The organism is Lactobacillus sp. UMNPBX16 (assembly GCF_002553775.1).
Classification (GTDB): domain Bacteria; phylum Bacillota; class Bacilli; order Lactobacillales; family Lactobacillaceae; genus Lactobacillus; species Lactobacillus crispatus.
In genome coordinates, this window is sequence record NZ_PCYU01000062.1 from 1 (window position 1) to 22,921 (window position 22,921).

Sequence of the window (22,921 nt, forward strand, 5' to 3'; positions counted from 1 at the left end):
CTAGGTTAGTATGTTTCTTTATCCGTTTGGCAAAATCGCAAAGTCATCCGTAGTAGGTAGGTGAAGCCGGAAACAAAAAATTTTCTGCGGCGGTAGCCAAATCTGCATTTTCTGTATTTCTAAGGCAAAGGAAAATTTGAGAAAATTCCCGGCAAGCGGGTAGCTGGCGGCCTTTGAAATGTATCTTTAGCGGAAAGAAAGAACTGCGGGTAAAAATCGCCCCACGCCGTAAGATTTTTGCAGAAATCCGGCCAAAACAGGCGGCAGCTATACGAGTAGTAAGTGCAAGGGGAAATCTACGGCTTACTTAGAGCAAGTTTCTACCACGGTGCCAAAATCCGCAATTCTGCGGTTTTGCCCCTCGCGGGAAACTTGTTGGGGAGTGCCTTCCCCAAACCCTGCTATGCGGCTTACGCCGCAAAAATATTTCTGTCCGGCAGACAGGAAATGCCCCGAAAATAGCTAACAGACCAGCCCATTTTTTGTGATAAGTGAAAGGAGGTTTACAGCCCATGCCGAAGCGATACAACACCCCCCACCGCAGCCATGTTGTGAAAACCCGGCTGACCGATGAAGAATACGCCGACTTCACAGAACGGCTTGCGCCCTATGGTATCAGTCAGTCCGAATTTCTCCGGCAGGCCATCCGGCGCACTACCATACGCCCCGTACTCCATGTGTCGTCAGTCAATGACGAGCTGCTCTCCGCTGTCGGGAAGCTCACAGCCGAGTACGGCAGGATTGGCGGCAATCTCAACCAGATTGCCCGCACCCTCAACGAGTGGCATAGCCCCTACCCGGCTATGGCAAAGGAATTGCGGGAAGCGGCCGCCGACCTTGCCGCCCTCAAGTATGAAGTCCTAAAGAAAGTAGGTGACGCCGTTGGCAACACTCAAGCATTTAGGCTCTAAGAACGCCGACTACGGAGCCGCCGAACAATACCTGCTCTTTGAGCATGACGAATTTACTATGAAGCCCGTCCTTGATGAAAACGGCAGGCTTATCCCCCGTGAGGATTATCGCTTGTCCACGCTGAACTGCGGCGGCGAGGATTTTGCCGTTGCGTGTATGCGCTCCAATCTCCGCTATGAGAAAAATCAGCGGCGGGAGGATGTGAAAAGCCACCACTATATCATCAGCTTTGACCCACGGGACGGGCCGGACAACGGCCTGACCGTAGACCGGGCGCAGGCGTTGGGGGAGCAATTCTGTAAAGAGCATTTCCCCGGCCATCAGGCCCTTGTCTGCACCCACCCGGACGGGCATAACCACAGCGGCAACATCCATGTGCATATCGTCATTAACAGCCTGCGGATAGAGGAAGTGCCGTTCCTGCCCTACATGGACAGGCCAGCGGACACGAAAGCCGGGTGCAAGCACCGCTGCACCGACACAGCCCTAAGTGCCGGATAGGAACGGCAAAATTTTTTACACTTCTATTACTTCTTTATCGCACATTAGCAAACAGGGAAGGTGATTAAGTATAGTAACTGGACAATTGGTAGTTTTAGTGAATACAATGCCCCAGAAATTCAAGGTTATACTCCAAATCGAAATGCCAAAGCTGTTGAAGTTGTTAAACATGGTGATCACTTTGAACCTATTAAGATCACGTACATTTCACTAGGTTCAGACACTGATGATACGAAAACTGGTGATTATCCAGGAAATACAACAGGACTAGTTGGTACCCCGATTAATGCTATTTTAGACTATCCAATGGGGACTAAAGCTGGTTACGTTCTGTTTAATGATCCCAAAGTTAATGCACGATTTAGAAATATCCTTAATTATTGGGGAAGATATTTACAATCGGAAGATTCAACTTATGTGTTGAATACTTCAGACAAGGGTTGGTTATCTAATACTGCACTAAATGAGATGGCTAAAGAAGCTAAAGGTGACGATTTCTTAGATTTATTTAACTGTCGATCAAATGATGTAAAGCAAAAACTAGGTTTTAGATCATGGGATGACTTTTTCACTAGAACTTTTAAAAACGACGTTAGACCAGTAGTGAATGCTGATGATCCAAATGTAATTGCCAACGCGTGTGAATCTGCTCCATTTAGAATTGCTAGAAATGTTCCTTTGAAAAATAAGTTTTGGATCAAGGGGCAACCATATTCCTTGCTTGATCTACTTCATAATGATCCTTGGACTTCTAAATTCGAGGGTGGCACTATTTATCAGGCATTTTTAAGCGCCTTAAGCTATCACCGTTGGAACAGTCCAGTTAGTGGTAAGATTGTTAAAGCATATCACATCAATGGTAGCTACTATGGTGAAGCGTTAAGTCAAGGTTTCGAAAATCCAAATGGTGCTGATCCAGTAGCTGCTAATGACTCACAAGCCTTTTTAACTTCAACTGCAACACGTGCTGTAATCTTTATTCAAGCTGATAACCCTAAGATAGGCCTGATGTGCTTTGTAGCCGTAGGTATGGGAGATGTATCAAACAACGAAATTACTGTTCGTATTGGACAGCATGTCAAAAAAGGTGAGCAATTGGGCATGTTCCACTTTGGTGGTTCAACACATGTCTTACTGTTTCAACCGACAGTTGATTTAGACTTTAATCTTCACGGTCAAAAACCTGGCATCGATTCAAGCAATATAAAGGTTAGAGACGAAATAGCAGTAGTAAAGTAAATAAATGTGATAGAGGATTGGACTTATATTTAATTGCTGTAAGTTCAACCCTCTTATTTTGATTAAATCTTTGATACAATAGACATGATTAAATAAATAGGGTGTGATCTAAATTCTAAAATCTAAACGGCATTTCATGTTTCTAGGAGTTGCAGGAATTATCTATTATTCTTGGCTCTTAATCGTTCTATTTATCGCCTTTATTTTGGGCTATGAAGGGAACAAAGCAATTAGTATACCTGGAATAGTAGTTGGTATCATTTTCTTACTTTTAGCAGTTTATACTTGGTCCTTTTCTTACTTGCAAAAGGGTGGAGACAAAATATTACTCAAGTTGCCATATCGTTCAAAAGTAAAAATCAATCAAATGACTTTGCTTTCAAGTTGGCGTAATTTTCAAGTTTATCAACTAAAAAGTGATTACCAAAGCTATTCTGTTTTAATGATGTCTCGAAAGAAGAATAAGCAATAATGAAATCAGATATTGAAATCGCACAAGAAACCAAAGAATTACCTATTAATGAAATAGCCGCTAAGGTAGGCTTGAAAGAGGAAGACTTAGAACCTTATGGTCATGATAAGGCTAAGATTACTTGGCAAGCCATTAACAGGACTCGTGCTAGTAAAAAGTTAGGTAAATTAGTATTAGTAACCTCAATTTCTCCTACTCCCGCTGGAGAAGGTAAGTCAACGATTACAATTGGCTTGGGGGATGCAATTCACAATCAGTTGCACCAGAATACGATGATCGCCTTGCGTGAACCTTCGATGGGACCTGTTTTTGGATTAAAAGGCGGTGCTACAGGTGGTGGGAAAGCACAAATCATCCCTATGGAAGATATCAACCTACACTTCACAGGAGATATGCATGCTTTAACTGCTGCAATTGACACACTTGCAGCTTTAGTTGATAACTACATCTACCAAGACAATAGCCTAAATCTTGATCCTGACCGAATTTTACTTAAGCGTGGGCTTGATGTTAATGACCGTGCTTTAAGAAAAATCACGGTTGGTCAAGGCTCTAAATTCAATGGTGTTGAGCACCAAGCTAGTTTTGCTATTACTGTTGCTAATGAATTAATGGCAATTCTCTGTTTAGCAACAGATATCAACGACTTAAAGAGTAGAATTGGTGATATGCTAGTTGGCTACACTAAAGATGATGAGCCGGTTTATGTTAAACAGTTAGGATTCCAAGGTGCAATTGCTGCACTATTGTCTAATGCGCTGAAGCCTAACTTAGTACAGACCTTGGAACACACACCAGCATTAGTGCACGGGGGGCCTTTTGCTAATATCGCACATGGAGCCAATTCCGTCATTGCGACAAACTTGGCTTTGCATTTAAGCGACTATGTATTAACTGAGGCCGGCTTTGGTAGTGATCTTGGTGGGCAAAAGTTCATGGACTTTGTCTCAAGACATCTGGACAAGACGCCCGATGCTGCAGTAGTTGTAGCAACTGTTCGTGCTTTAAAATATCAGGCATTAGGCTCAACTGATCATTTAAATGAAGAAAACTTGGATGCATTGAAAGAAGGATTTAAGAATCTAGAACGACACATGAATAATATGCGTTCATACAATGTACCAGTAATTGTCTTGATCAATCGTTTTGCTTCAGATACTGAACAAGAACTCGCTTTACTTAAGCAATTAATTGAAGAACAGTCCATTCAAGCTCAAGTGGTTACTTACCATGGTGAAGGTTCAAAAGGCGGCGTTGAAGCTGCCCAAGCAGTTATTGATCTAGCTAATTCTAATACTGCAGATTTAACGCCAACTTATGCAGATGATGACGATGTTAAAGACAAAATTGAAAAAGTTGCTACTAAGATCTATCATGCTGCAAGCGTTGAATATAGCAACAAAGCTGAAAAACAAATCTCTGAATTACGAAAATTAGGTAAAGCCAACTTACCTGTAATTATTGCTAAGACTCAATATTCATTCAGTGATAATAAAAATGAGTTAGGTGCTCCAACTGATTTTAAGCTTCATGTAAAGGGAATTAGTTTAAAAAATGGAGCTCGTTTTATCGTAGTCACTACTGGTCACGTGCTAGATATGCCTGGTTTACCTAAGCATCCTGCAGCCTTAGACATTGACGTTGATAACAATGGTAAAATTAGTGGATTATTCTAAAAAATATGCAATTTTTATATTTAATTATTTCATTAGTTGTCGTTCTTGCTGATCAAGGACTAAAAAATTATATTGTTGCTCATTATGCTATAGGAGAAGTACACCAGATTATTCCTGGAATTCTTTCTTTTAATTATCTACAAAATAATGGCGCGGCTTGGAACATTTTAACTGGTCAAATGTGGCTTTTTTACATTATCAGTATTATTGCCATTAGTGTTTGCTTGTATTTTCTTTTTAACAAAAAGTACAAGAATACCTTGTTTGATGTGGGTTTAGCCCTCATCTTAGGTGGAATTGTTGGTAATTTTATTGATCGTTTGCATTTAAAATATGTAGTTGATATGCTTCAGCTTGATTTTGTTCACTTCAACATTTTTAATATTGCGGATTCCGCAATTACTGTTGGAGTAATCCTTGTGTTCATTTACTTAATTTTTATTGAAGGTAAGGAAGAACAACATGACTAAAGAATATTCACTTGAAGTAAAAAACGAAAAGGGACGTTTAGATAAGTTTGTTTCAGAACAAATTCCTGATCTATCTCGAACTAGAGTTAAAGAACTGGTTAAAGACCAAAATATCCTAGTTAATGGCAAAGTCGAAAAAGTATCTTATAAGATTCAGGCGGGAGATAAAATCGAAGTTAATATTCCAGCGGTTAAACCGTTAGATGTTATACCCGAAAATATTCCACTTGATATCGTGTATGAAGACGATGATGTCATTGTAGTTAACAAGCCTCAAGGTATGGTAGTGCATCCCGCACCAGGTCATCCAGATCATACTTTAGTAAATGCGTTGTTATATCACACCAAGGCCTTAGCACAATCACCAGAAGGATTTCGTCCTGGAATTGTCCACCGGATTGATAAAGATACATCTGGTTTATTAATGATCGCTAAGACCGCCAAGGCTCGTGAATCATTAGAAGATCAATTGGCTCATAAGACTAACAAACGTCTTTATTGGGCAATTGTTCATGGTAATTTTGCGGAAAAAAATGGGGTAATTGATGCACCAATTGGTCGCAATCCATATGACCGCAAGAAAATGGCGGTAGTTGAAACAGGCAAAAAAGCTATTACTCACTTCAAGGTGCTTGAGCAGTTCAAGGATTATAGCTTAATTGAGTGTCAGCTTGAAACTGGAAGAACCCATCAAATTAGAGTTCATCTTGACTATATTGGACATCCGGTTGCAGGAGACCCATTATACGGTCCACGTAAAACCTTGAAAGGTCATGGTCAATTTTTGCATGCTAAAGTATTAGGATTTAAACATCCAAGTACTGGCGAATGGCTAGAGTTTAGTGTAGAACCACCACAAATTTTTCAAGAAACGTTGGCTCAACTAGAACAAACAAGTAAGTGATAATATGAAACGGTATTTGATTTTAGAAGATGGCAGTTCATTTCCAGGTGAAGGAATTGGTGCCAGTATTATTTCAACCGGTGAATTAGCAATTCAAACGGCTAATTTTGGCTACCAAGAAGCATTAACAGATCCTACTAATGCTGGTAAAATTTTGGTCTTTACTTCACCAATGATTGGTAATAACGGTATTAATGCCATTGATTATGAAAGTATTGATCCCGTAGTTAAAGGGATTATTGCTAACGATATTGCATTAAATATTTCAGATAGTGAAAATTTTGAAGATTTAAGTTCTTTTTTGAAAGAAAAGAACATCCCTGCAATTTTCAAAGTTGACACTCGTGCTTTAGTTCATCGTCTAATGGAAGAAGGTACAATTAAGGCTTCGATCATGGATACTAATGACGAGCATGCCTTTGATCAGATTAAAGCACTAGTTTTACCTAAAAATAAATCTGCGACTGTTTCAACTAAGAATGCATATGCATCCCCTAATGTTGGACGAACTGTAGCTGTGCTAGATCTTGGGCTAAAGCACTCAATGCTGCGTGCTTTATCTTTACGAAAAGTAAATACGACAGTTTTATCATACAGTGCCAGTCCGATTGATATTGAAAACTTACGTCCTGAAGGAATAATTATTTCAAATGGGCCAGGAAAACCAGAAGAAGTAATTAATCAGCTAACGCCAGTTTTAGATCATTTTTATGGTAAGTATCCAATTTTAGGAATCGGATTAGGTTTTTTAACTTTGAGCGATTATCTCGGCTTTGAACTGGTTCAATTACCACAAGAATTTGATGGTATTAATTATCCAGTGATTGAACAAAATAGTAATACTATCTGGCAAACAGCGATGAATATTGACCAACTAGTGTTGCCTGATAGTGTGAAGATGAATATGAATCGTGAATACTTTGATCTACACAGTGAACTGATGGCGGGCTTCTGGAACAGTAAAGACAAATTGATCGCCACTGCTTTTAATCCTGAAGGAGCACCAGGCACTAATGATGCAGATGAAATTTTTGATTATTTTTTACAGATGATGGGGTAGTTATATGCCATTAGAAAACGATTTAGATAAAGTTTTAATTATCGGATCAGGCCCTACTTTAATCGGTAGTGTAGCAGAAATGGATCTTATGGCAACAGAAGCAATTGATGCTTTGACAGAAGAAGGCATTCAAGTTGTGCTAGTTAATCCTAATCCAGCTACAATTTCAACTGATAAAAAACCTGGTGTAACAGTCTATCTTGAACCGATGACTCTCGACTTCCTGAAAAGAATTCTACGGATGGAAGAGCCAGATGCAATTATGACAGCTTATGGTTCAACTAATGGTTTAAAGGTTGCACATAAGTTATTACAAGATGGCATTTTAGAACAAATGGGAATTCAGTTACTAACATTGAATTCGCGTGCTCTACAAATGGGGAATCAACAGAAAAAGACAGAGTTGCTTACTAAGCTACATATTGATACCGGGCAATCTTGGGAACTTAATCAGAGTATTCAGGATAATTTAGATAATGCGCTAGAAAGCATTAACGACAAAGTCACTTTTCCCGTATTAGTTACTAAGTACAACCGTTTTGTACACAACGAACATTTGCAATTTGCAAATCCTACCGATTTAATCAGTTACTTTAAAGAAGAAAAGCAAAATGATAATTTTACATGGAAGAATTATCGCTTAACTGAAGACTTATCTAGTTGGGAAGAAGTAATTGTTGACGTAATCCGTGATAAGGATGGCAATTTAGCTTTTATCAATTTTGCGGGATCTATTGAAGCTGTAGGTATTAATTCAGGTGACTCTGCAGTTGTGATGCCATCATTAACCCTAAACAATGATCATATTCAAGAGTTAAGAATAACCGTTAGAAAAATCATGTCTAATCTTGATCTCATTGGATTTGCTAGTTTTCATTTTGCGATTAAACACCATGGAACTCAAATTCAATCTAAGCTTTTGACGATTCGTCCGCGTTTGACGCGAAGTTCTGTTTGGGCTCAAAGAATTGGAATGTATGATGTGGGATATGTCGTTAGCAAAGTTGCTATCGGTTATCGACTGAATGAGATTACCGATCCTCTATCTGGACTTAATGCCTCAATTGAACCCACCTTAGATGCAGTAGCAATTAAAATGCCATATTGGTCATTTGCTGAATCCGGTTATAACCACTATTTGCTAGGAAGTCGCATGCAAGCAAGTGGAGAAGCAATGGGTGTAGGGCGTAATTTTGAAACTGTTTTTCTGAAAGGCTTAGATGCAACTATTAATTTAGAATTGGGTTGGCATGCTTTTATAAAAGAAAAAGAAAAATCCACTGCAGATATTTTGAATGATTTGGCACATCCTGATGAATTGCATTTAGTTAAATTATTAGCCGCAATTGATCAAGATATTCCATATTCTGAATTACAAAAAGTAACACATTTGCATCCGGTTTATTATCAGAAATTGCTTCACATTGTAAGACTTGGCAAAAAGTTATTACAAGAGAAGGAGCAGCCTTCGCGTGATTTGCTGCAAGAAGCTAAAGACTATGGATTCTTTAACCCATTATTAGCTAAGATTTTACAAAAATCAGTTACTGAAGTTCGCTCTTTGATTAATAAAATTGACTTGCAGCCATCATATTTGAAGATCGACGGCTCAGCAGGTGTATATAAACCTAATGTTTGTGCTTACTACAGTGCATATGATGTTCAAAATGAAGCACAAGCTTTAAATGCTGAAAAAAAGATCTTGATTTTGGGCATGTTGCCGCTTCAAGTTTCGGTTACTAGCGAGTTTGACTATATGATTGCTCACGCGGCCGATACTTTACATAAGTATGGCTATGTTACTGTGCTTCTATCAAATAATGACGAATCGATTTCATCAAGGTATAAGAATATTGACCGAGTTTATTTTGATTCCATTACAGTTGAAAATATTCTAACTGTTGCTAAAAGAGAAAATATTTCTGATGTATTAGTTCAATTTTCTGGCAAAAGAATCAGTGCATTGAGTAAAGAGTTGGAAAAATGTGGTTTGCACGTTATTGGGCAAAAGGCAAACGACGATCCACGGGATAAGATTACTACTTTGCTTGATCAACAATTTACTACCTTAAAGCGAGTCCCGGCATTAAATAAAACAACTGATACAGACCAGGTTTTCGCTTTTGCTTCTAAATATGGTTTTCCACTTTTAATTGGTGGTATGAATAAAGAAAACAAGCAAAAATCTGCAGTTGTTTATGATGTTCCTGCAATAGAGAAATATTTAGCAGAAAACCAACTTGATCAAATAACTATTTCTCGCTTTATTGAGGGACACAAATATGAGGTAACGGCTATCTCTGATGGTACCAATGTAACTTTGCCCGGTATAATTGAACATCTAGAGCAAACAGGTTCGCATGCCTCTGATTCAATTGCAGTGATTCAGCCGCAAAATTTAACCGAAGAGCAGCAAAAAAAGATTGAGCAAGAGTCAATTAAATTAATTAAGCAGCTGAAAACAAAAGGCATTTTTAATCTGCACTATTTATTCGTTGATAATGACCTATATCTATTGCAAATTAAACCATATGCAGGTCATAATGTAGCATTTTTATCAAAATCACTAGATAAGGATATCACTACTTGTGCTACAGAAGCTTTAATTGGCAAAAATTTAGCAGAGCTAGGATATCCTAATGGTCTATGGCAAAACAGCGATTTTATTCATATTAAAATGCCAGTATTTTCATTTCTTAATTATTCAAGTGGTAATACTTTCGATTCAAATATGAAATCCTCAGGTTCTGTAATGGGTCGAGATACTCAACTAGCTAAGGCTTTATACAAAGGATATGAAGCAAGTGATTTACATATTCCAAGTTATGGAACAATCTTTATTTCAGTCAGAGATGAAGACAAGAATCGCGTGACCCAACTAGCTCGCCGATTTGATCGCTTGGGTTTCAAATTAATTGCGACCGAAGGAACAGCTAATATGTTTGCGGAAGCTGGGATTACTACTGGAGTAGTGGAGAAGGTTCATAAAGACCCTAGAAATCTACTAGATAAAATTCGTCAACATAAGATCGTCATGGTTGTTAATATTACTAATTTGTCTGATGCAGCTAGCGAAGATGCATCGCGCATCAGAGATGAAGCGCTGAATACACATATTCCTGTTTTCTCAAGTATCGAAACAGCGGAATTGATTTTAGACGTTCTAGAATCATTGGCTTTAACTACTCAACCTATTTAATAAGCAAAACAAAATGCAAAGTCGATATGACTTTGCATTTATGAGAATCATTGAACTAACTAGTTCGATGATTTTTATTTTTCAATTTTTTTATTCATAATTTCCTTTTCTTCAGGAGTTACTTCAATTGAATTTTGTCTAGTGTAGATTACAAATCCTGGTTTAGCACCATTAGGCTTTTTCACACGCTTGTCTTGCACATAATCAACTTGTACGTGAGCGGAATTTTTAGCCTTAGAAAAGTAAGCTGCAATCTCAGCCGCTTCTTTAATATCTTGATCAGTAGGCTGATCATCGCGTAAGATCACATGTGAGCCTGGCATATTCTTAACATGAAACCAGTAATCAGATTTATTAGCTTTTTTAAGAGTAAGCCAATCGTTTTGATAGTTGTTTTTACCAACCAATACGTGTTTACCAGATGAAAGTTTAAATTCATTTAAATTGCGTTCAGTGATTTTCTTCCTACGCTTATTTTTCTTTTGTTTACGTAAATATCCTTGATTAATCAATTCATCTGTAATTTGATCAATATCCTGTGGATCCGCATTGTCAATAGCTGTTTGAATTGAATCAAAGTAACGAATATCATCCTTAGCAATACGAAGTTGTTCATTAATGTGCTTAATAGAATCACGTAACTTTTTGTAACGAGTAAAATACTTTTGCGCATTACGAGCAGGGGAGAGAGCAGGATCTAATTTAATCTCTAATGGAGCATTATTTTCGTAATAGTTAGGTAATGAAACTTTAGTCATTCCAGGTTTTACTTGAGCCAAATTTGCATTTAAAATTTCGCCTTTAATTCTATAGCCCTCTGAATTTTCAGCAAGATCTAATTGCTTCTCAAGTTTTTTAACTTTCTTAGTTAGTTTCTTTTGCTTATTCTTAACTACACGTTCAACTTGTCCTGCACGCTGCTTAACCCAATCACGTGTTGCCTGATATTCATAAAATTCATCTAAGCCAGCATTCAGATCTGGATTAGAGCTTTCTTTCTCTAAATCTAAATGATAGGGCAAATAACAAAAAATCTTACGCTTATTTCTAGGTGTTTTTAAAATAAAAGCACGCGGATTGTCAAACTGATTAAAAAAGGTCTTAAAAGATGAATAAGTGTAATCGTCTTCAAGATAGCCTAATAATTCAGTTCGATCATCTTTATCTAAGCCATCCATTTTTTGAGCAATTTCATTAGGCTGGTTTTCACTACTTAATTGTTTAAATTCACTTTCTGATAGAGTCAACCCATTTAATCCTGGTTTTAGTGGGGGCAACTCATATTTTGCTTTTGGCAGTAAAACACGCGCTCTATTTTCATCAGGATTAATTCGCTTAAGTAAATCAATAATGTGATTGTCTTCTTGATTATAAAGGATGACATTACTATGACGTCCCATTAATTCTACAGAAAGCACGAGCTTGACTTGATCACCAAGTTCATTTCGATTACTAAAATGAAAGTTGACAATTCGACCTAAGCCAACTTGCTCAATCGATTGCAAAACTGAACCTTCTAAGTATTTTCTTAAAACCATGACAAAAATAGGTGCTTTATCAGGATTTGCAATGTTTTGTTTAGTCAAATACATTCTTGGATATTGTGCATTGGCCGAAATTAAAAATTGATAATTCTTTCTATCTTTTCTAAAAATTAAGACTAGGTCTTGATCAAATGGTTGATAAATTTTTGATAAGCGACCACCTACCAGAGTAGGGACTAAGTCTTTTAATAAACTATGGATAAATAATCCATCAAATGCCATAAATATCACCTCAAAGTTCGTGTAATATTATATCAATTTTTAGTCAGATTCTAAAATGATTATATTTATAAGTTATAGCTAATCATAATTGAAGCCTACAATACAGTAGTAAATGTTTCACGCTAAGTCTGCTATATCATTCAGTTGTATATTACAACATAAAAAGTGCATTGTATTATACAATATTGCTGATAAATTAGCCTTTTGGTATTATCAAATGTAATATTAAATGATAAAATACAAGTATATAGTAATCTACATTGGAGAAAAAGGACTATACGAATGGATGTATTATTTTTTAGTACGATCGCAGATCAAGTGAAAAAAGAAATAAATCACAAATGTGGCTTAAATATTTCACAAACTCGAATTTTGCTATTTTTTGATGAAAACAAAAATCAAGCATTAGCGATGGGGAAGCTGGCAGAAGCGCTTAATATTTCATTATCAACCTTAAGTCGTCAATTGCAGCAAAAGAAGACTATGAGCTTTATTAATATCACTAGATCGGAAAAAGATTCAAGCAAGATTGTGAATCTAAGTGAAGCTGGCGTGACTAAAGCTAAAGAACTAAAAAAAACTCTGACTAAGATTGAGAATTTATTATTTGTCTATTTTGACAGAGATGCTGCTAATTTATTTATTAAGCAATTAAATCAAGTCGCTGATACTTCTATGACCCTAGAAAAAATGGAATAGGGTGCGTGATAGGTGCCTTTTATGCTATAATTTTTCTATGCTAAATTAGATATGGGAAGGGTTAATAAATTGAAAATTGCATTAGTTACTGACAGTACTAGTGTCTTAACTGATCAAGAAGTTAAAAATAATGATATTAATGTAGTTCCTATTCCTGTCATCGTAGGTGATAAGGAATATTCAGAAGGCGTTAATATCACTTCCACCCAGCTTTTTGAGATGGAGAGACAAGGTGCTGCTTTTCCTAAAACTTCACAGCCCAGCATGGGTCAAATGATAGAATTATGTAATAAATTACACGGAGAAGGCTACGAAGCTATTATCGCTATCACTTTGTCCAGTGGTATCTCAGGCTTTTATCAAAATATGGTAAATATGGCACATAACAATCCTGAATATAATTTATATCCATACGATTCTAAGATGACAGTTAGATTGCAAGGCTACTTGGTGTTAGCTGCCGCAAGAATGATAAAAAATGGTATGGAACCAGAGGCTATCTTAAAGAAATTAGATGAGATACGTAAGACAATTGATGAATTCTTTGTAGTAGATGATCTTAAAAACTTAAGTCGTGGTGGCCGTTTAAGCAATGCCGGTGCTTTTATTGGGACAATGCTTCAAATCAAGCCTTTGTTAACTTTTAATGATGAAGGAAAAATCGTTGCTTTTGATAAGATCAGATCATTAAAGCGTGCTGTTTCTAAGGTAGAAAAATTAACTTTAGAGAAGACAGCAAATTTGCCTTATAAAGATAAGCTCCGCTTGTTTGTATTTCACTCAAATGATTTAAAGCAAGCGGAGCAAATTAAGCAATTTGTTAATGAAAACTTTCCAGATAAGCCAGTTGATGTAGCTGAATTTAGTCCAGTAATCGCTACACACTTAGGAGAGAAATCAATTGCAATTGCATGGATGGTTGATATTGATAAGCTCGAATTAAAATAAGAACAAAAAAAGACCATAGTACAAACTATGGTCTTTTTTGTTTACCCTTTTTACGATAATAGATTTGTAATTAAAAATTACAGTTGAGATACTAGTGTTGAATGTCATAGTAAAATTGCTATAATGTGCAATAGTGCTATGGTTATCACAAAATATAGGAATTAATTTAATAACTGTTTTACTATAGTAGTTATTTTAATGTTCTTTTTATGTTACAATCATTTTTAAATCAAATTATAGAAATTCGAGGAAATGCATATGTCTGCAAGCATACTTATTAAGCCATTAGTTACAATCAACGTTAAATTAAACATAAGGAAATTACATCAAATTGAAAAATATCAACAATAATCAAAACTTAAACTTTACTCAAGTTAAAGATATCTTAGCTCAACAGGCAATTACTATTGCTGCCAAAGAACAATTAAGTTCCGCCCAACCAAGTAGCAATTTACATAAAGTAGAACAACTGCTTAATGAAACAGAAGAAGCCGTGAAGATTTTGAAATTACGGCAGCACATTCCTTTTGCCAGTTCTGAGGATATCGAGCATTTAATTACTAAAGCTGAAAAAGGACTAATCTTAACTCCTGATGATCTAGAAAAAGTAGCAGAATTTTTACGAGTAAATCGCCTACTACAACGCTTTTTAGCCAGACATGAGCAGCTAGCACCATTACTCAATGCATATGTCCAAGACATGACGCTATTGCCAGACATTGAAAATGCTATTTATACTACTATTGAACATGGTCAAGTACGCGATGAGGCAGATCGTGAACTAGCAAAAATGCGCCGCGACTTAAAGAAATCTGTTACTGAACTCAAAACTGCATTAAATTATTTTTTGACTAGTAAACCTAATCAAAAAATGATTAGAGACGCAATGATCGTTGAAAAAGAGGGCTACGCTACCATTCCAATTAAAGCAAACTACAAAAATCAATTGTCAGGGACTATTGTGGCTGTTTCTAATGGTGGACAAACTGTCTACTTTCAACCTGCTAAGGTTGTTCGTCTAAATCAGCAAATAACCAATTTAAAGGCACAAATACGTAATCTAGAACTAGCAATCTTAGGTGCTTTAACTGCAAAAATATACGACGTGAAGGATGATATTAAGCGTAACATTGAACTAATCACTTTACTAGATATGATTTTTGCTAGGGGAAAGTTTGCACAAAAATATAATTGTATTAGGCCTAAAATTAATCGTGAAAATTCTCTTGTTTTACGTGCAGTGCGGCATCCCTTGATCATTAATCCTGTTCCGTTAACCTTAGAATTAACCCAAGAAAATAGTGTTCTAATGATTACAGGACCAAATGCTGGTGGTAAAACCGTCGCGCTTAAAACTACTGGTTTGATGATTTTAATGACCGAACTAGGTCTGTTTTTACCAAGCGATAAACCATGTGATATTCCATTAATGGATGACGTTTTTACTTTAATAGGTGATCACCAGGACCTAGATAATTCTCTGAGTACTTTTTCAGCCGAAATGAAAGATATTGCCATGATTACCAAATATGCTCAATTCCATAGTTTAGTATTATTAGATGAATTAGGGACAGGGACAGATCCAAATGAAGGAAGCGCACTCGCTATTGGAATTCTACAAGAGTTGTATTTACGTGGCTGTTTAATCATGGCCACAACACACTACAGCTCTATTAAGGATTTTGCTAAGCAGCATGATGGTTTTATCACAGCTGCAATGGATTTTGACTTAAAAAATCTGCAACCTACTTATAAGTTAAAGATAGGAAGTATTGGTAATAGTCGAGCACTATGGATCGCCAAGAAATCAGGTATTCCAGAAAATGTTCTGCATCAAGCAGAAGCCATATTAGCGGGTAATAATTTACCTTTATCTTTAAAAAAACGTTTCGTTCACCAGCGGAAAAACAAAAGCAACCTGGTTGTTAAAAAAGAATTTCATAAAGGTGATATTGTATATGCTACCAATTTAAAAGAAGAAGGAATCTTTTATAAATATCTTCCTACCCAAAATGCAGCAAAGATATTTGTGGCAAAAGAATTTGTAGAAGTACCACTCAGACGTTTACAATTAAGACGACTAGCTAAAGACTTGTACCCAAAAGGATATAACTTAGATTTACTCTTTGTTAAAGACTGGCAAGATTATAAGTTTAATCGTGATCTAGATCGTGGCTCCAAAAAAGCTTACAAGAAATTGAAACATTAATAAAAAACGAGTTTGGAATTGAATAGCCAAACTCGTTTTTGCATTTAATTTGATTAACCGTGATTTTCTTTTGAGATCTCATTGAGAGCCGCACGCTGTTTTTTCTGATCAACATGAGTATATAGATCGGTGGCTGAAGTGCCTTTTTGACCTAGCTGTTGTGCTACAAGCACTTGATCTTTAGTTACTTCATAGAGCTCAGAAGCAACCGTATGACGTAACTTATGTGGGGTAAGGGGATGACCAAAAGCTGCAGAATACTTATTGATCATTTTTTCAATTGCATTAGTTGTAATTCGCCGCGTTTGACCATGCCATTGAGTTAAAAAGAATGCCACTTGCTTACTATCTGCATGATAGCGTTCATTACGAATACCTTTATATCGCTTGATATAAGGAAGTGTCCATTCTGCAATTGGTACACTATCTTTTTGTCCGCCTTTTCTAGTTACATCTAGTACAGCATCCTTAAGGTTTAAATCACTCAAATCAACGCCAGCACATTCAGACACCCGAATGCCGGTACCTAAGATTAATGCAGCAATTGCCATGTCACGTTCTTTGTTTTGCTTAAAACCAATCTTTGCTTGCTTATTACAATGGTTAATATAGTCCTGATCAATAAAAGTCAAAAATTCAAATTTTAACTTACCAGTGTACATGTGGCTTTCAAGTACATGAGCCCGATAATTAAGTGTTTGCGTATCATTTAAAGAATTAATTTTAAGCATTACATTCCGCTCAAAATATGGCTCACCATGATTATTGTCGGCAGTAATGGTTAAAAACTTAAATAGGGAGCGTAAAGCATTAATTGAGCGATTAATCGTAGTGGGGGAGTTTAGTCGGCCTTGCTTATTACGGGTATGTCCTAAATAATCAATATACAGCATTATGTCATTGCGACGTAAGTTGGCTAATGTATCCGTAGTAACATGAGCATTATCTGAAGCAGAAGAGATATTTTCTTGACGTAGCCAATCGAAGAAGCGTCGAATTTCAGTTAAGTACTGGTAAGTAGTAGTTAATGAATGATTAGTACCAAGATTAAATTGCTTAACAAAATCAGGCAATTTATTTACTTCAATTTGGATCAATTCTAGGTATTTAGCAGTTTCCATATCTGCTCCTTTCACGAACTAATGTTTATATTATATCATACAAATACGTTAATCATAAAAAAATCACCTATTCTCAGGAATAGGTGATAAAAAACAGTCTAATTTAAAATTACTGCGCTCATTCGAACGTGAATATCTATAGTACTAACGTAGAAAAATGATTGCAACTAAATTTAACTTAGATAATCATGTCACTATAACTAGAATACCAGCAACGCTTATAGAAAACTCTTAGCATTCTAATTATAGCAACAGTGATTGCTCGTCAGTAAGTAAGAGCAAATTACATTTAGTAATTCAAACATTACTTACAAACATATGTTGTTTGTATGGTACAACACTTTTCAATCGTTTATTTTATGCTCTTTATTGCTAATGTTCAAGTAAAATATAACATTTTTTATAAAGAATCGAAAAAAGCTTATTTTCCTTGTTTAGTCGTATTTTTTGGCTAAAAATTGTACAATAGATGAAAATACATTATGTGAGATGAGGAAAAAGTATGACAGAAGAAATTAGTGTAAACTTCCAAGCTAAAAACCCTAGTGGTATCAAATTACTGAATCGTCTATATGATGGTCACTTAGTGTTAAACGACATTGGCGTTCGTTTAGATGAACAACTTAATAATGAAGATGAAGAATTGACTGTACCAACTCAAGCAGATGTAGATAACTTGAGTGAGACTTTTGGTAAAACTGTCACAGTTTTCAGTGATATTGCCGATGCATATGGGGATGTAAATAATTTTGCGGAAAACTTTGGTGGCACCACTAAGATTTTTGCTCAAAAGTTAATTACTGAACTAGTAGATTTCAATAATGGTATTGCGGACATTGGAGATTCCGAAGGCGGTTTAGAAAACTACGATAACGATAAGCTTAATGACTGGATTAATCAAGTAATGAGCGACATCGTTGAAACTAATGAAGCATTTAATGCATTAATTGATGATAAATAATAAAAAGTGTCAGTCCTTAAAATGAGGAGTGACACTTTTTATAGTTAATTGCTTTTTAAACTGGACATTGGATAAACTGTGTAATCAGCACGGTAAACAAATAGACGATGACCATCAATCACAAATTGAGTTGCATTCTTCATATCACTCTTATGAATTGAGACGTGATTTCCAATAAAGACAGCAATCGGCATTCCTAATTGGCTTCTAATCATTACTACTCTTGAGCTACCATTCCAATCGTTTTTAAAATTCTGATACATTGTATTTAACAGAGGAACAGAACGATTTTGATCGTCGATCTTAACTTTTTTGTTAAATGCATCCTCGTAGTTTTTCAGTCCTTCATAGGCAATCATAGTAGAACCAACGTGAATCATTCGATTATTGCCATAGTCAACATCAATTACGCTAGAATGTTCAGTGCCATTACTACTTTTCTGTGACATCTTTTTATCAGTATGAATATTAACTGACTTAGCTTTGATCTGGTCGATCTTTTGTCCATTAGAATCATACGTTGATACTGTTAAGGGCAATGCCCCAATCTTAGAGCGCATAGATAATTCCCAGTTTTGAAAATCACTACAACCAGTCAGAGAAAGCAATAATACTCCCAGACCTAAGAATAAAGCTAACTTCTTTTTAAATTTCATCCTTATCTTATCCTCGTTTCTATATAATGCCTTAATTTTAACATGGGTAAAAAAGGGATGCAGATAAATAAATTGGAAATGATTCGTCAGTTCATTTACGTTTTAGGGATGCATCAAAAAAGCAGCAAATATTTGCTGCTAAAAATAAATTAGAACTTGTCTGCTTTAACGTAAGCATTTTTACCAATTCGATAGTAAGCTTCATTATTGATGTAATGTTTAGGGCCATAAGTCTTGATCGGTGAACCGGATTTTTTAGTAGACCATTTTGTATTAATGGTGCCATCATTTTTATACACTTTAGCATCAGCTTTAAAGACGCGTGAATTGCCTAGTACGTTACTTGCCATCACATACTTGTCTTCACCGACACGAATCATTGATTTGCCTTTAATTCTCACCTTATTGTCATAATAAGTAATAGAGCTGTAAGCATTATAAAAATCATTTGTCCGGTTGCTATTTTTGTCATAAACATATGACTTGTACATAACTGTAGCTGTTTTCTTGGTATTGGAGGCCTTAGGAGCCTGTGAGACTGCCGCGTTACCTGCGATTGATAATGGCAAGACTGTAATATTGCCATCAGTATTCATTCCGCGCCAATTATCTGTGAACTGCCAGATTGCGACACCATCCATTGAAGGGAAGTATTTAAAGTTGGGTTGGTCTACTCGGCCTGAAATCGCATATGCGGCTACCCAGAGTGAATTAGGATACTTGTTCACGATAGATGGAGTATTAATATTGTTTTGCAAAACGGAAGAACTAGCATAGAGAAGTGGTTGATAGCCAGCCGCCTTAATTTGATCCATAAAGGCAATAATAGCCTTAGCTGTTACATTTTTACCATTAGTAATGATATTGCCCTGACCAGTTTCATAATCGCAGGCTAAGTATGAGCCAGCTGGTAATCCCAACGCCTTAGCAGAAGAAATTGCGTATTGCGCTTCGCGCTTAGCGGCCGATGAACTTGAACTAAAAGTTGCAAAATGATAAGCCATCGGCATCATATCATTAGCAATAGCAGATTTAATCTGATTGGCTGCCTTAGGGTTGCGATAACTGGTTCCCTCACTAACTTTAACGATTGCAAATTGAGAACCAGCCTTGGCATGAGCAGTTAAATCTGCGCTTTGGTAGCTGGCAACATCAATTCCAAGGGCTTTAGCAACAACTGATGTTGATGAAGCTTGCACAATGCTCTCTGAGTCAGAGAAACGAGTCATTTGAGATAAAAGTGTGACACCTGCATTCGTTAACATAGTTGCACATGCTAATTTAATAATTGATTTCCTTTTAAACAATTTATGTCCTCCATACTTAGTGGAGAGAATCTTATCTATATCTCTCACATAATTTATACTTTATAGACTACAGATATAGTTCTCAAAAGGCAATAGATGAGATCATTTATTAATATATCAGTAATCAAACCGAAAAAAATTGAAATCAAATTGAGATATACAATAGACAAAAAATAAAGAATTAGTCGTGGCAAGAAATATGCCCCAAATCTAAAGAAAAGTATAAGACAGTCAAATAATATATTTTAAAAGTGACAAGAAACAGTTCATTCGCTTAAAATAAAGATAGTTAAAGAAAGCGCTTTGTTTAATCAGAAATGTGATAAGATATTTTGCAAGAAAGCAAAGGTGATCAAAATGCTACATTGGATTTGGGTATTAATTGTTGGTGGAGTAATCGGCTTAATTGCAGGTGCTTTAACTGGACATGGTAAGTCAATGAACTGGATTGCTAATATTTTAGCAGGATTGGTTGGATCTTCACTAGGCCAAGCCCTTTTAGGGGAATGGGGACCGAAGGTTGCGGACATGGCAATTGTACCGTCAATTTTAGGTGCAGTTATCTTGGTAATCGTCGTTGCCTTCATTATGAATAAAATTAGACCTGCAACAGATTGATTTTATTCAGATTTTTATTCTAGCTAGATAAGCAAAGAGCCTGATTGGACGAATTATGTCTGATTTCGGCTCTTTTTTCGTCTTCCCTGGTCAGCAGAGGAGGGGAGATAGAGGTATAAGGGTTATAATAATGAATTAAAATGTTGCTTGTTTGTATAAAGATTGAGTAACCACGATAAATTAATTCATTAAAAAGAAATCTTAGAGTGATTCTCAGCATTTTTTGAAGATTGAAACTTTATTTAGATGTCTTATTCATGTAAAAACACAGATTTAAGTAGCGACTTGAGTCATGAGTTTAGTAGAATTATCATTTTTACCGCTTGATTATTTATTTAAGAAATTTCAATATGTGTATTATTGCAGCAAATCTTAAAAATAGGGAATAAGAATAAATATAAAAGCACTTAATATCGATTTGTATGTAGCAAAAAGAGCAAAGAATTTATAAAATATTTTTTTACGAATTTAAAATGAAATACAAAACGTTAAAACAATAAAAATAACAAAAGCACAAATTTACCAAAATTAGGCTTATGCGAGATAGGTTTATCTAGCGATCATTAAAATTTTTGTTTTAAAGAAAGCTATAGAATAAAAATAAAAAATGGCTTTATAGATACTAAAGGCAAAACTAGCAAATATTACTCAACTATGTTCATTGTTTTTAATTAGAATTACTTTACCATAACTGTTTCAAAATACTTCTCTTTAAAGGTTGTTTTATTGATTATTGTCAGCATATTATTCAATTCAGACTTTTAGCCATAAAATATACGGATAACTAATCTCTAAAAAATTATCTCAAGAATATCTAGGATACCATTGATTTACTCTTAGCCATAAAAGTAATTTTATCTAGCTTGATTAACTTGATGAAAAACTATAATTCCAACCATCAATAAAACCATTACTTTTAAAAACTGGTTCATACAAATGAACAACTAACTATTAAACTATAAAACTAACTATTGATCAAAATAAATGAACTTGGTCATAGAATTGCGATCTCAGCATGTAAAAATTTATTGAGAGGTGATTTTCTTATCATAGTCAGAGTAAATGAAGTAAAAACAAAAATTAAAAAAGCAAAATTCATTTTTTGAAAAAATAAATAACCTGAATTCGAGTTAACAAATCCAAAATAAGACTTATTTGCTGAAACAATTAAATTAATTATGACTTCTATTATTAAATGGATTGTTTTTTTAATCTGGCTTTACATAATATGAATTATACGCACACTGATAAAATTATTATTTTTAAGATTGGTCGCTTTCTTCTCACTCACAACCTCTTCAAAAAAACACTTGCCAATTATGACAAGTGCTTTTAAAATCATTTTGAAAAATCAATTTTTTTATTTCGTCTCAATGCAATGATATAAACTAAATTAATCGTCGTTAAAAAAATGACTGCAATCCAAATAGTTTTTAATACCAATAATTTTTGCAGTAAAGCTGAAATTATTGCTCCAACTGCAAATGCAATTGTTAACATCATATAATTAACGGCAGCTGTATGTTTACTTTTGTCTTCACCAAAGAAAAATGCACTCCATGCAACAACCGATTTTTTTAAATTTCCAGTTGTAAATGCATTGTTATAACCCATGCCTTCAATTTTGCTGAAAGATGCGTTTTGAATAGCCAATCCAAACGCAATAGCAGGCACAATATAATAATTAGGAACACTTTTAGGCAAAAAGCCCACTACAATACAAATCGCTAAAATTGGAAATAAGCAAAATACTCTCCAATAGTGACTTTTCACATATTTATGAAAAAGTCCTACTAATAGCAATCCTAAAGAAAAAGCAATAAACGTACTAGCTCGATTAATCATTCCAGGAACATTATGATCAGCTAATGCTGAACTAAAAAAGATAACGTTTCCTGTTTGTCCAGCGGAAAGCGTATGTCCTCTCTGGATATATGTATATGCATCAATAAATCCCCCACAAAAAGTTAACGCACACGCTAATTGTCGTGACTCTGCAGGCCGATTACTATTTAAAACCTCTTTTAAACTCATCAAATCCCCAATCTATTTTTATATCCTTGTATACATTATAAGCTTAAAAACTTAATAATTAGTATATTTTTTTAAGCTTTTATTTCATTTCTATTTTAACAATAAAAGTATTCAATTTAAGACTATACTATAAACTGTAGTGCCTAATAGGAAACTGTCAAATCTTTTG

Annotated in this window: 18 protein-coding genes and 1 pseudogene; 14 read left to right on the forward strand and 5 right to left on the reverse strand. The window is 35.4% G+C overall.

Annotated elements, in window-relative coordinates; genetic code table 11:
- The first annotated feature begins 512 nt into the window (after positions 1 to 512).
- The 9 genes and pseudogenes from CP367_RS09945 (at position 513) to CP367_RS09985 (ending at position 10,433) form a co-directional block, all read left to right on the forward strand.
- Complete coding sequence (locus CP367_RS09945; RefSeq protein WP_001126628.1) at positions 513 to 911, forward strand: plasmid mobilization relaxosome protein MobC; 399 nt, start codon at positions 513 to 515, stop codon at positions 909 to 911.
- Positions 883 to 1,401 (forward strand): annotated as a pseudogene (locus CP367_RS09950) (relaxase/mobilization nuclease domain-containing protein); the annotation flags it as partial. The gene CP367_RS09945 and the pseudogene CP367_RS09950, both read left to right, overlap by 29 nt.
- A gap of 72 nt (positions 1,402 to 1,473) precedes the next feature.
- The gene (locus CP367_RS09955) at positions 1,474 to 2,652 is read left to right on the forward strand and encodes a phosphatidylserine decarboxylase family protein (protein ID WP_223845429.1); all 1,179 of its coding nucleotides are present in this window, start codon (positions 1,474 to 1,476) and stop codon (positions 2,650 to 2,652) included.
- Positions 2,653 to 2,788: 136 nt separating this feature from the next.
- Positions 2,789 to 3,124, forward strand: coding sequence for a hypothetical protein (locus tag CP367_RS09960; protein ID WP_005719623.1), 336 nt, complete (start codon positions 2,789 to 2,791; stop codon positions 3,122 to 3,124).
- A complete protein-coding gene (locus CP367_RS09965; RefSeq protein WP_089145748.1) occupies positions 3,124 to 4,800 on the forward strand; it encodes a formate--tetrahydrofolate ligase in 1,677 nt (558 codons plus the stop codon). Before CP367_RS09960 ends, CP367_RS09965 begins: the two co-directional genes overlap by 1 nt.
- A 5-nt stretch (positions 4,801 to 4,805) precedes the next feature.
- Positions 4,806 to 5,270: a signal peptidase II gene (lspA, locus tag CP367_RS09970; RefSeq protein WP_013086376.1), complete on the forward strand. Its 465-nt coding sequence runs from the start codon at positions 4,806 to 4,808 to the stop codon at positions 5,268 to 5,270.
- Complete coding sequence (locus tag CP367_RS09975) at positions 5,263 to 6,174, forward strand: RluA family pseudouridine synthase (protein ID WP_089143487.1); 912 nt, start codon at positions 5,263 to 5,265, stop codon at positions 6,172 to 6,174. The genes lspA and CP367_RS09975 overlap by 8 nt, the downstream gene beginning before the upstream one ends.
- Before the next feature lie 4 nt (positions 6,175 to 6,178).
- The gene (locus CP367_RS09980) at positions 6,179 to 7,234 is read left to right on the forward strand and encodes a carbamoyl phosphate synthase small subunit (protein ID WP_089145749.1); all 1,056 of its coding nucleotides are present in this window, start codon (positions 6,179 to 6,181) and stop codon (positions 7,232 to 7,234) included.
- A 4-nt stretch (positions 7,235 to 7,238) separates the two neighbouring features.
- Positions 7,239 to 10,433 carry a carbamoyl phosphate synthase large subunit gene (locus CP367_RS09985; protein WP_089145750.1) on the forward strand — a complete coding sequence of 1,065 codons (3,195 nt, stop codon included), beginning with the start codon at positions 7,239 to 7,241 and terminating at the stop codon, positions 10,431 to 10,433.
- 74 nt (positions 10,434 to 10,507) lie between these two features.
- On the opposite strand, the gene CP367_RS09990 is transcribed toward CP367_RS09985, so the two are convergent.
- A complete protein-coding gene (locus CP367_RS09990; RefSeq protein ID WP_089145751.1) occupies positions 10,508 to 12,199 on the reverse strand; it encodes an NFACT family protein in 1,692 nt (563 codons plus the stop codon).
- 282 nt (positions 12,200 to 12,481) lie between these two features.
- On the opposite strand from CP367_RS09990, the gene CP367_RS09995 reads away from it, so the two are divergent.
- From CP367_RS09995 to CP367_RS10005, 3 genes are all read left to right on the forward strand, one after another.
- On the forward strand, positions 12,482 to 12,898 hold the full coding sequence (locus tag CP367_RS09995; RefSeq protein ID WP_005719632.1) for a MarR family transcriptional regulator: 417 nt from the start codon (positions 12,482 to 12,484) through the stop codon (positions 12,896 to 12,898).
- A gap of 69 nt (positions 12,899 to 12,967) precedes the next feature.
- Positions 12,968 to 13,846 (forward strand): DegV family protein, encoded by an 879-nt coding sequence (locus CP367_RS10000; RefSeq protein ID WP_005722394.1) that lies wholly within the window; start codon positions 12,968 to 12,970, stop codon positions 13,844 to 13,846.
- 331 nt (positions 13,847 to 14,177) lie between these two features.
- Positions 14,178 to 16,055: a DNA mismatch repair protein MutS gene (locus CP367_RS10005; protein ID WP_061204719.1), complete on the forward strand. Its 1,878-nt coding sequence runs from the start codon at positions 14,178 to 14,180 to the stop codon at positions 16,053 to 16,055.
- A gap of 53 nt (positions 16,056 to 16,108) precedes the next feature.
- On the opposite strand, the gene xerS is transcribed toward CP367_RS10005, so the two are convergent.
- A complete protein-coding gene (gene xerS / locus CP367_RS10010) occupies positions 16,109 to 17,176 on the reverse strand; it encodes a tyrosine recombinase XerS (RefSeq protein ID WP_089145752.1) in 1,068 nt (355 codons plus the stop codon).
- Between the two features lie 502 nt (positions 17,177 to 17,678).
- On the opposite strand from xerS, the gene CP367_RS10015 reads away from it, so the two are divergent.
- On the forward strand, positions 17,679 to 18,137 hold the full coding sequence (locus CP367_RS10015; protein WP_005722391.1) for a hypothetical protein: 459 nt from the start codon (positions 17,679 to 17,681) through the stop codon (positions 18,135 to 18,137).
- A 44-nt stretch (positions 18,138 to 18,181) separates the two neighbouring features.
- On the opposite strand, the gene CP367_RS10020 is transcribed toward CP367_RS10015, so the two are convergent.
- Together CP367_RS10020 and CP367_RS10025 are read right to left on the reverse strand one after the other, a co-directional pair.
- Complete coding sequence (locus CP367_RS10020; protein ID WP_005719642.1) at positions 18,182 to 18,793, reverse strand: DUF5052 family protein; 612 nt, start codon at positions 18,791 to 18,793, stop codon at positions 18,182 to 18,184.
- Between the two features lie 149 nt (positions 18,794 to 18,942).
- The gene (locus CP367_RS10025) at positions 18,943 to 20,100 is read right to left on the reverse strand and encodes a GH25 family lysozyme (RefSeq protein WP_020993030.1); all 1,158 of its coding nucleotides are present in this window, start codon (positions 20,098 to 20,100) and stop codon (positions 18,943 to 18,945) included.
- 357 nt (positions 20,101 to 20,457) lie between these two features.
- Between CP367_RS10025 and CP367_RS10030 the strand changes: the two genes are divergently transcribed.
- The gene (locus tag CP367_RS10030; RefSeq protein WP_005727307.1) at positions 20,458 to 20,718 is read left to right on the forward strand and encodes a GlsB/YeaQ/YmgE family stress response membrane protein; all 261 of its coding nucleotides are present in this window, start codon (positions 20,458 to 20,460) and stop codon (positions 20,716 to 20,718) included.
- A 1,338-nt stretch (positions 20,719 to 22,056) separates the two neighbouring features.
- On the opposite strand, the gene CP367_RS10035 is transcribed toward CP367_RS10030, so the two are convergent.
- Positions 22,057 to 22,752, reverse strand: coding sequence for a YoaK family protein (locus CP367_RS10035; RefSeq protein ID WP_005719647.1), 696 nt, complete (start codon positions 22,750 to 22,752; stop codon positions 22,057 to 22,059).
- Positions 22,753 to 22,921: the final 169 nt, after the last annotated feature.

Bases quoted from the DNA above. Each gene is read 5' to 3' on its own strand.
- CP367_RS09985 (WP_089145750.1), top strand. From the start codon at position 7,239: ATGCCATTAGAAAACGATTTAGATAAAGTTTTAATTATCGGATCAGGC.
- CP367_RS10020 (WP_005719642.1), bottom strand. From the start codon at position 18,793: ATGAAATTTAAAAAGAAGTTAGCTTTATTCTTAGGTCTGGGAGTATTA.
- CP367_RS10030 (WP_005727307.1), top strand. From the start codon at position 20,458: ATGCTACATTGGATTTGGGTATTAATTGTTGGTGGAGTAATCGGCTTA.
- CP367_RS09965 (WP_089145748.1), top strand. From the start codon at position 3,124: ATGAAATCAGATATTGAAATCGCACAAGAAACCAAAGAATTACCTATT.
- CP367_RS09995 (WP_005719632.1), top strand. From the start codon at position 12,482: ATGGATGTATTATTTTTTAGTACGATCGCAGATCAAGTGAAAAAAGAA.
- CP367_RS09990 (WP_089145751.1), bottom strand. From the start codon at position 12,199: ATGGCATTTGATGGATTATTTATCCATAGTTTATTAAAAGACTTAGTC.
- xerS (WP_089145752.1), bottom strand. From the start codon at position 17,176: ATGGAAACTGCTAAATACCTAGAATTGATCCAAATTGAAGTAAATAAA.
- CP367_RS10015 (WP_005722391.1), top strand. From the start codon at position 17,679: ATGACAGAAGAAATTAGTGTAAACTTCCAAGCTAAAAACCCTAGTGGT.
- CP367_RS10035 (WP_005719647.1), bottom strand. From the start codon at position 22,752: ATGAGTTTAAAAGAGGTTTTAAATAGTAATCGGCCTGCAGAGTCACGA.
- CP367_RS09980 (WP_089145749.1), top strand. From the start codon at position 6,179: ATGAAACGGTATTTGATTTTAGAAGATGGCAGTTCATTTCCAGGTGAA.
- CP367_RS09975 (WP_089143487.1), top strand. From the start codon at position 5,263: ATGACTAAAGAATATTCACTTGAAGTAAAAAACGAAAAGGGACGTTTA.
- CP367_RS09945 (WP_001126628.1), top strand. From the start codon at position 513: ATGCCGAAGCGATACAACACCCCCCACCGCAGCCATGTTGTGAAAACC.
- CP367_RS09960 (WP_005719623.1), top strand. From the start codon at position 2,789: ATGTTTCTAGGAGTTGCAGGAATTATCTATTATTCTTGGCTCTTAATC.
- lspA (WP_013086376.1), top strand. From the start codon at position 4,806: ATGCAATTTTTATATTTAATTATTTCATTAGTTGTCGTTCTTGCTGAT.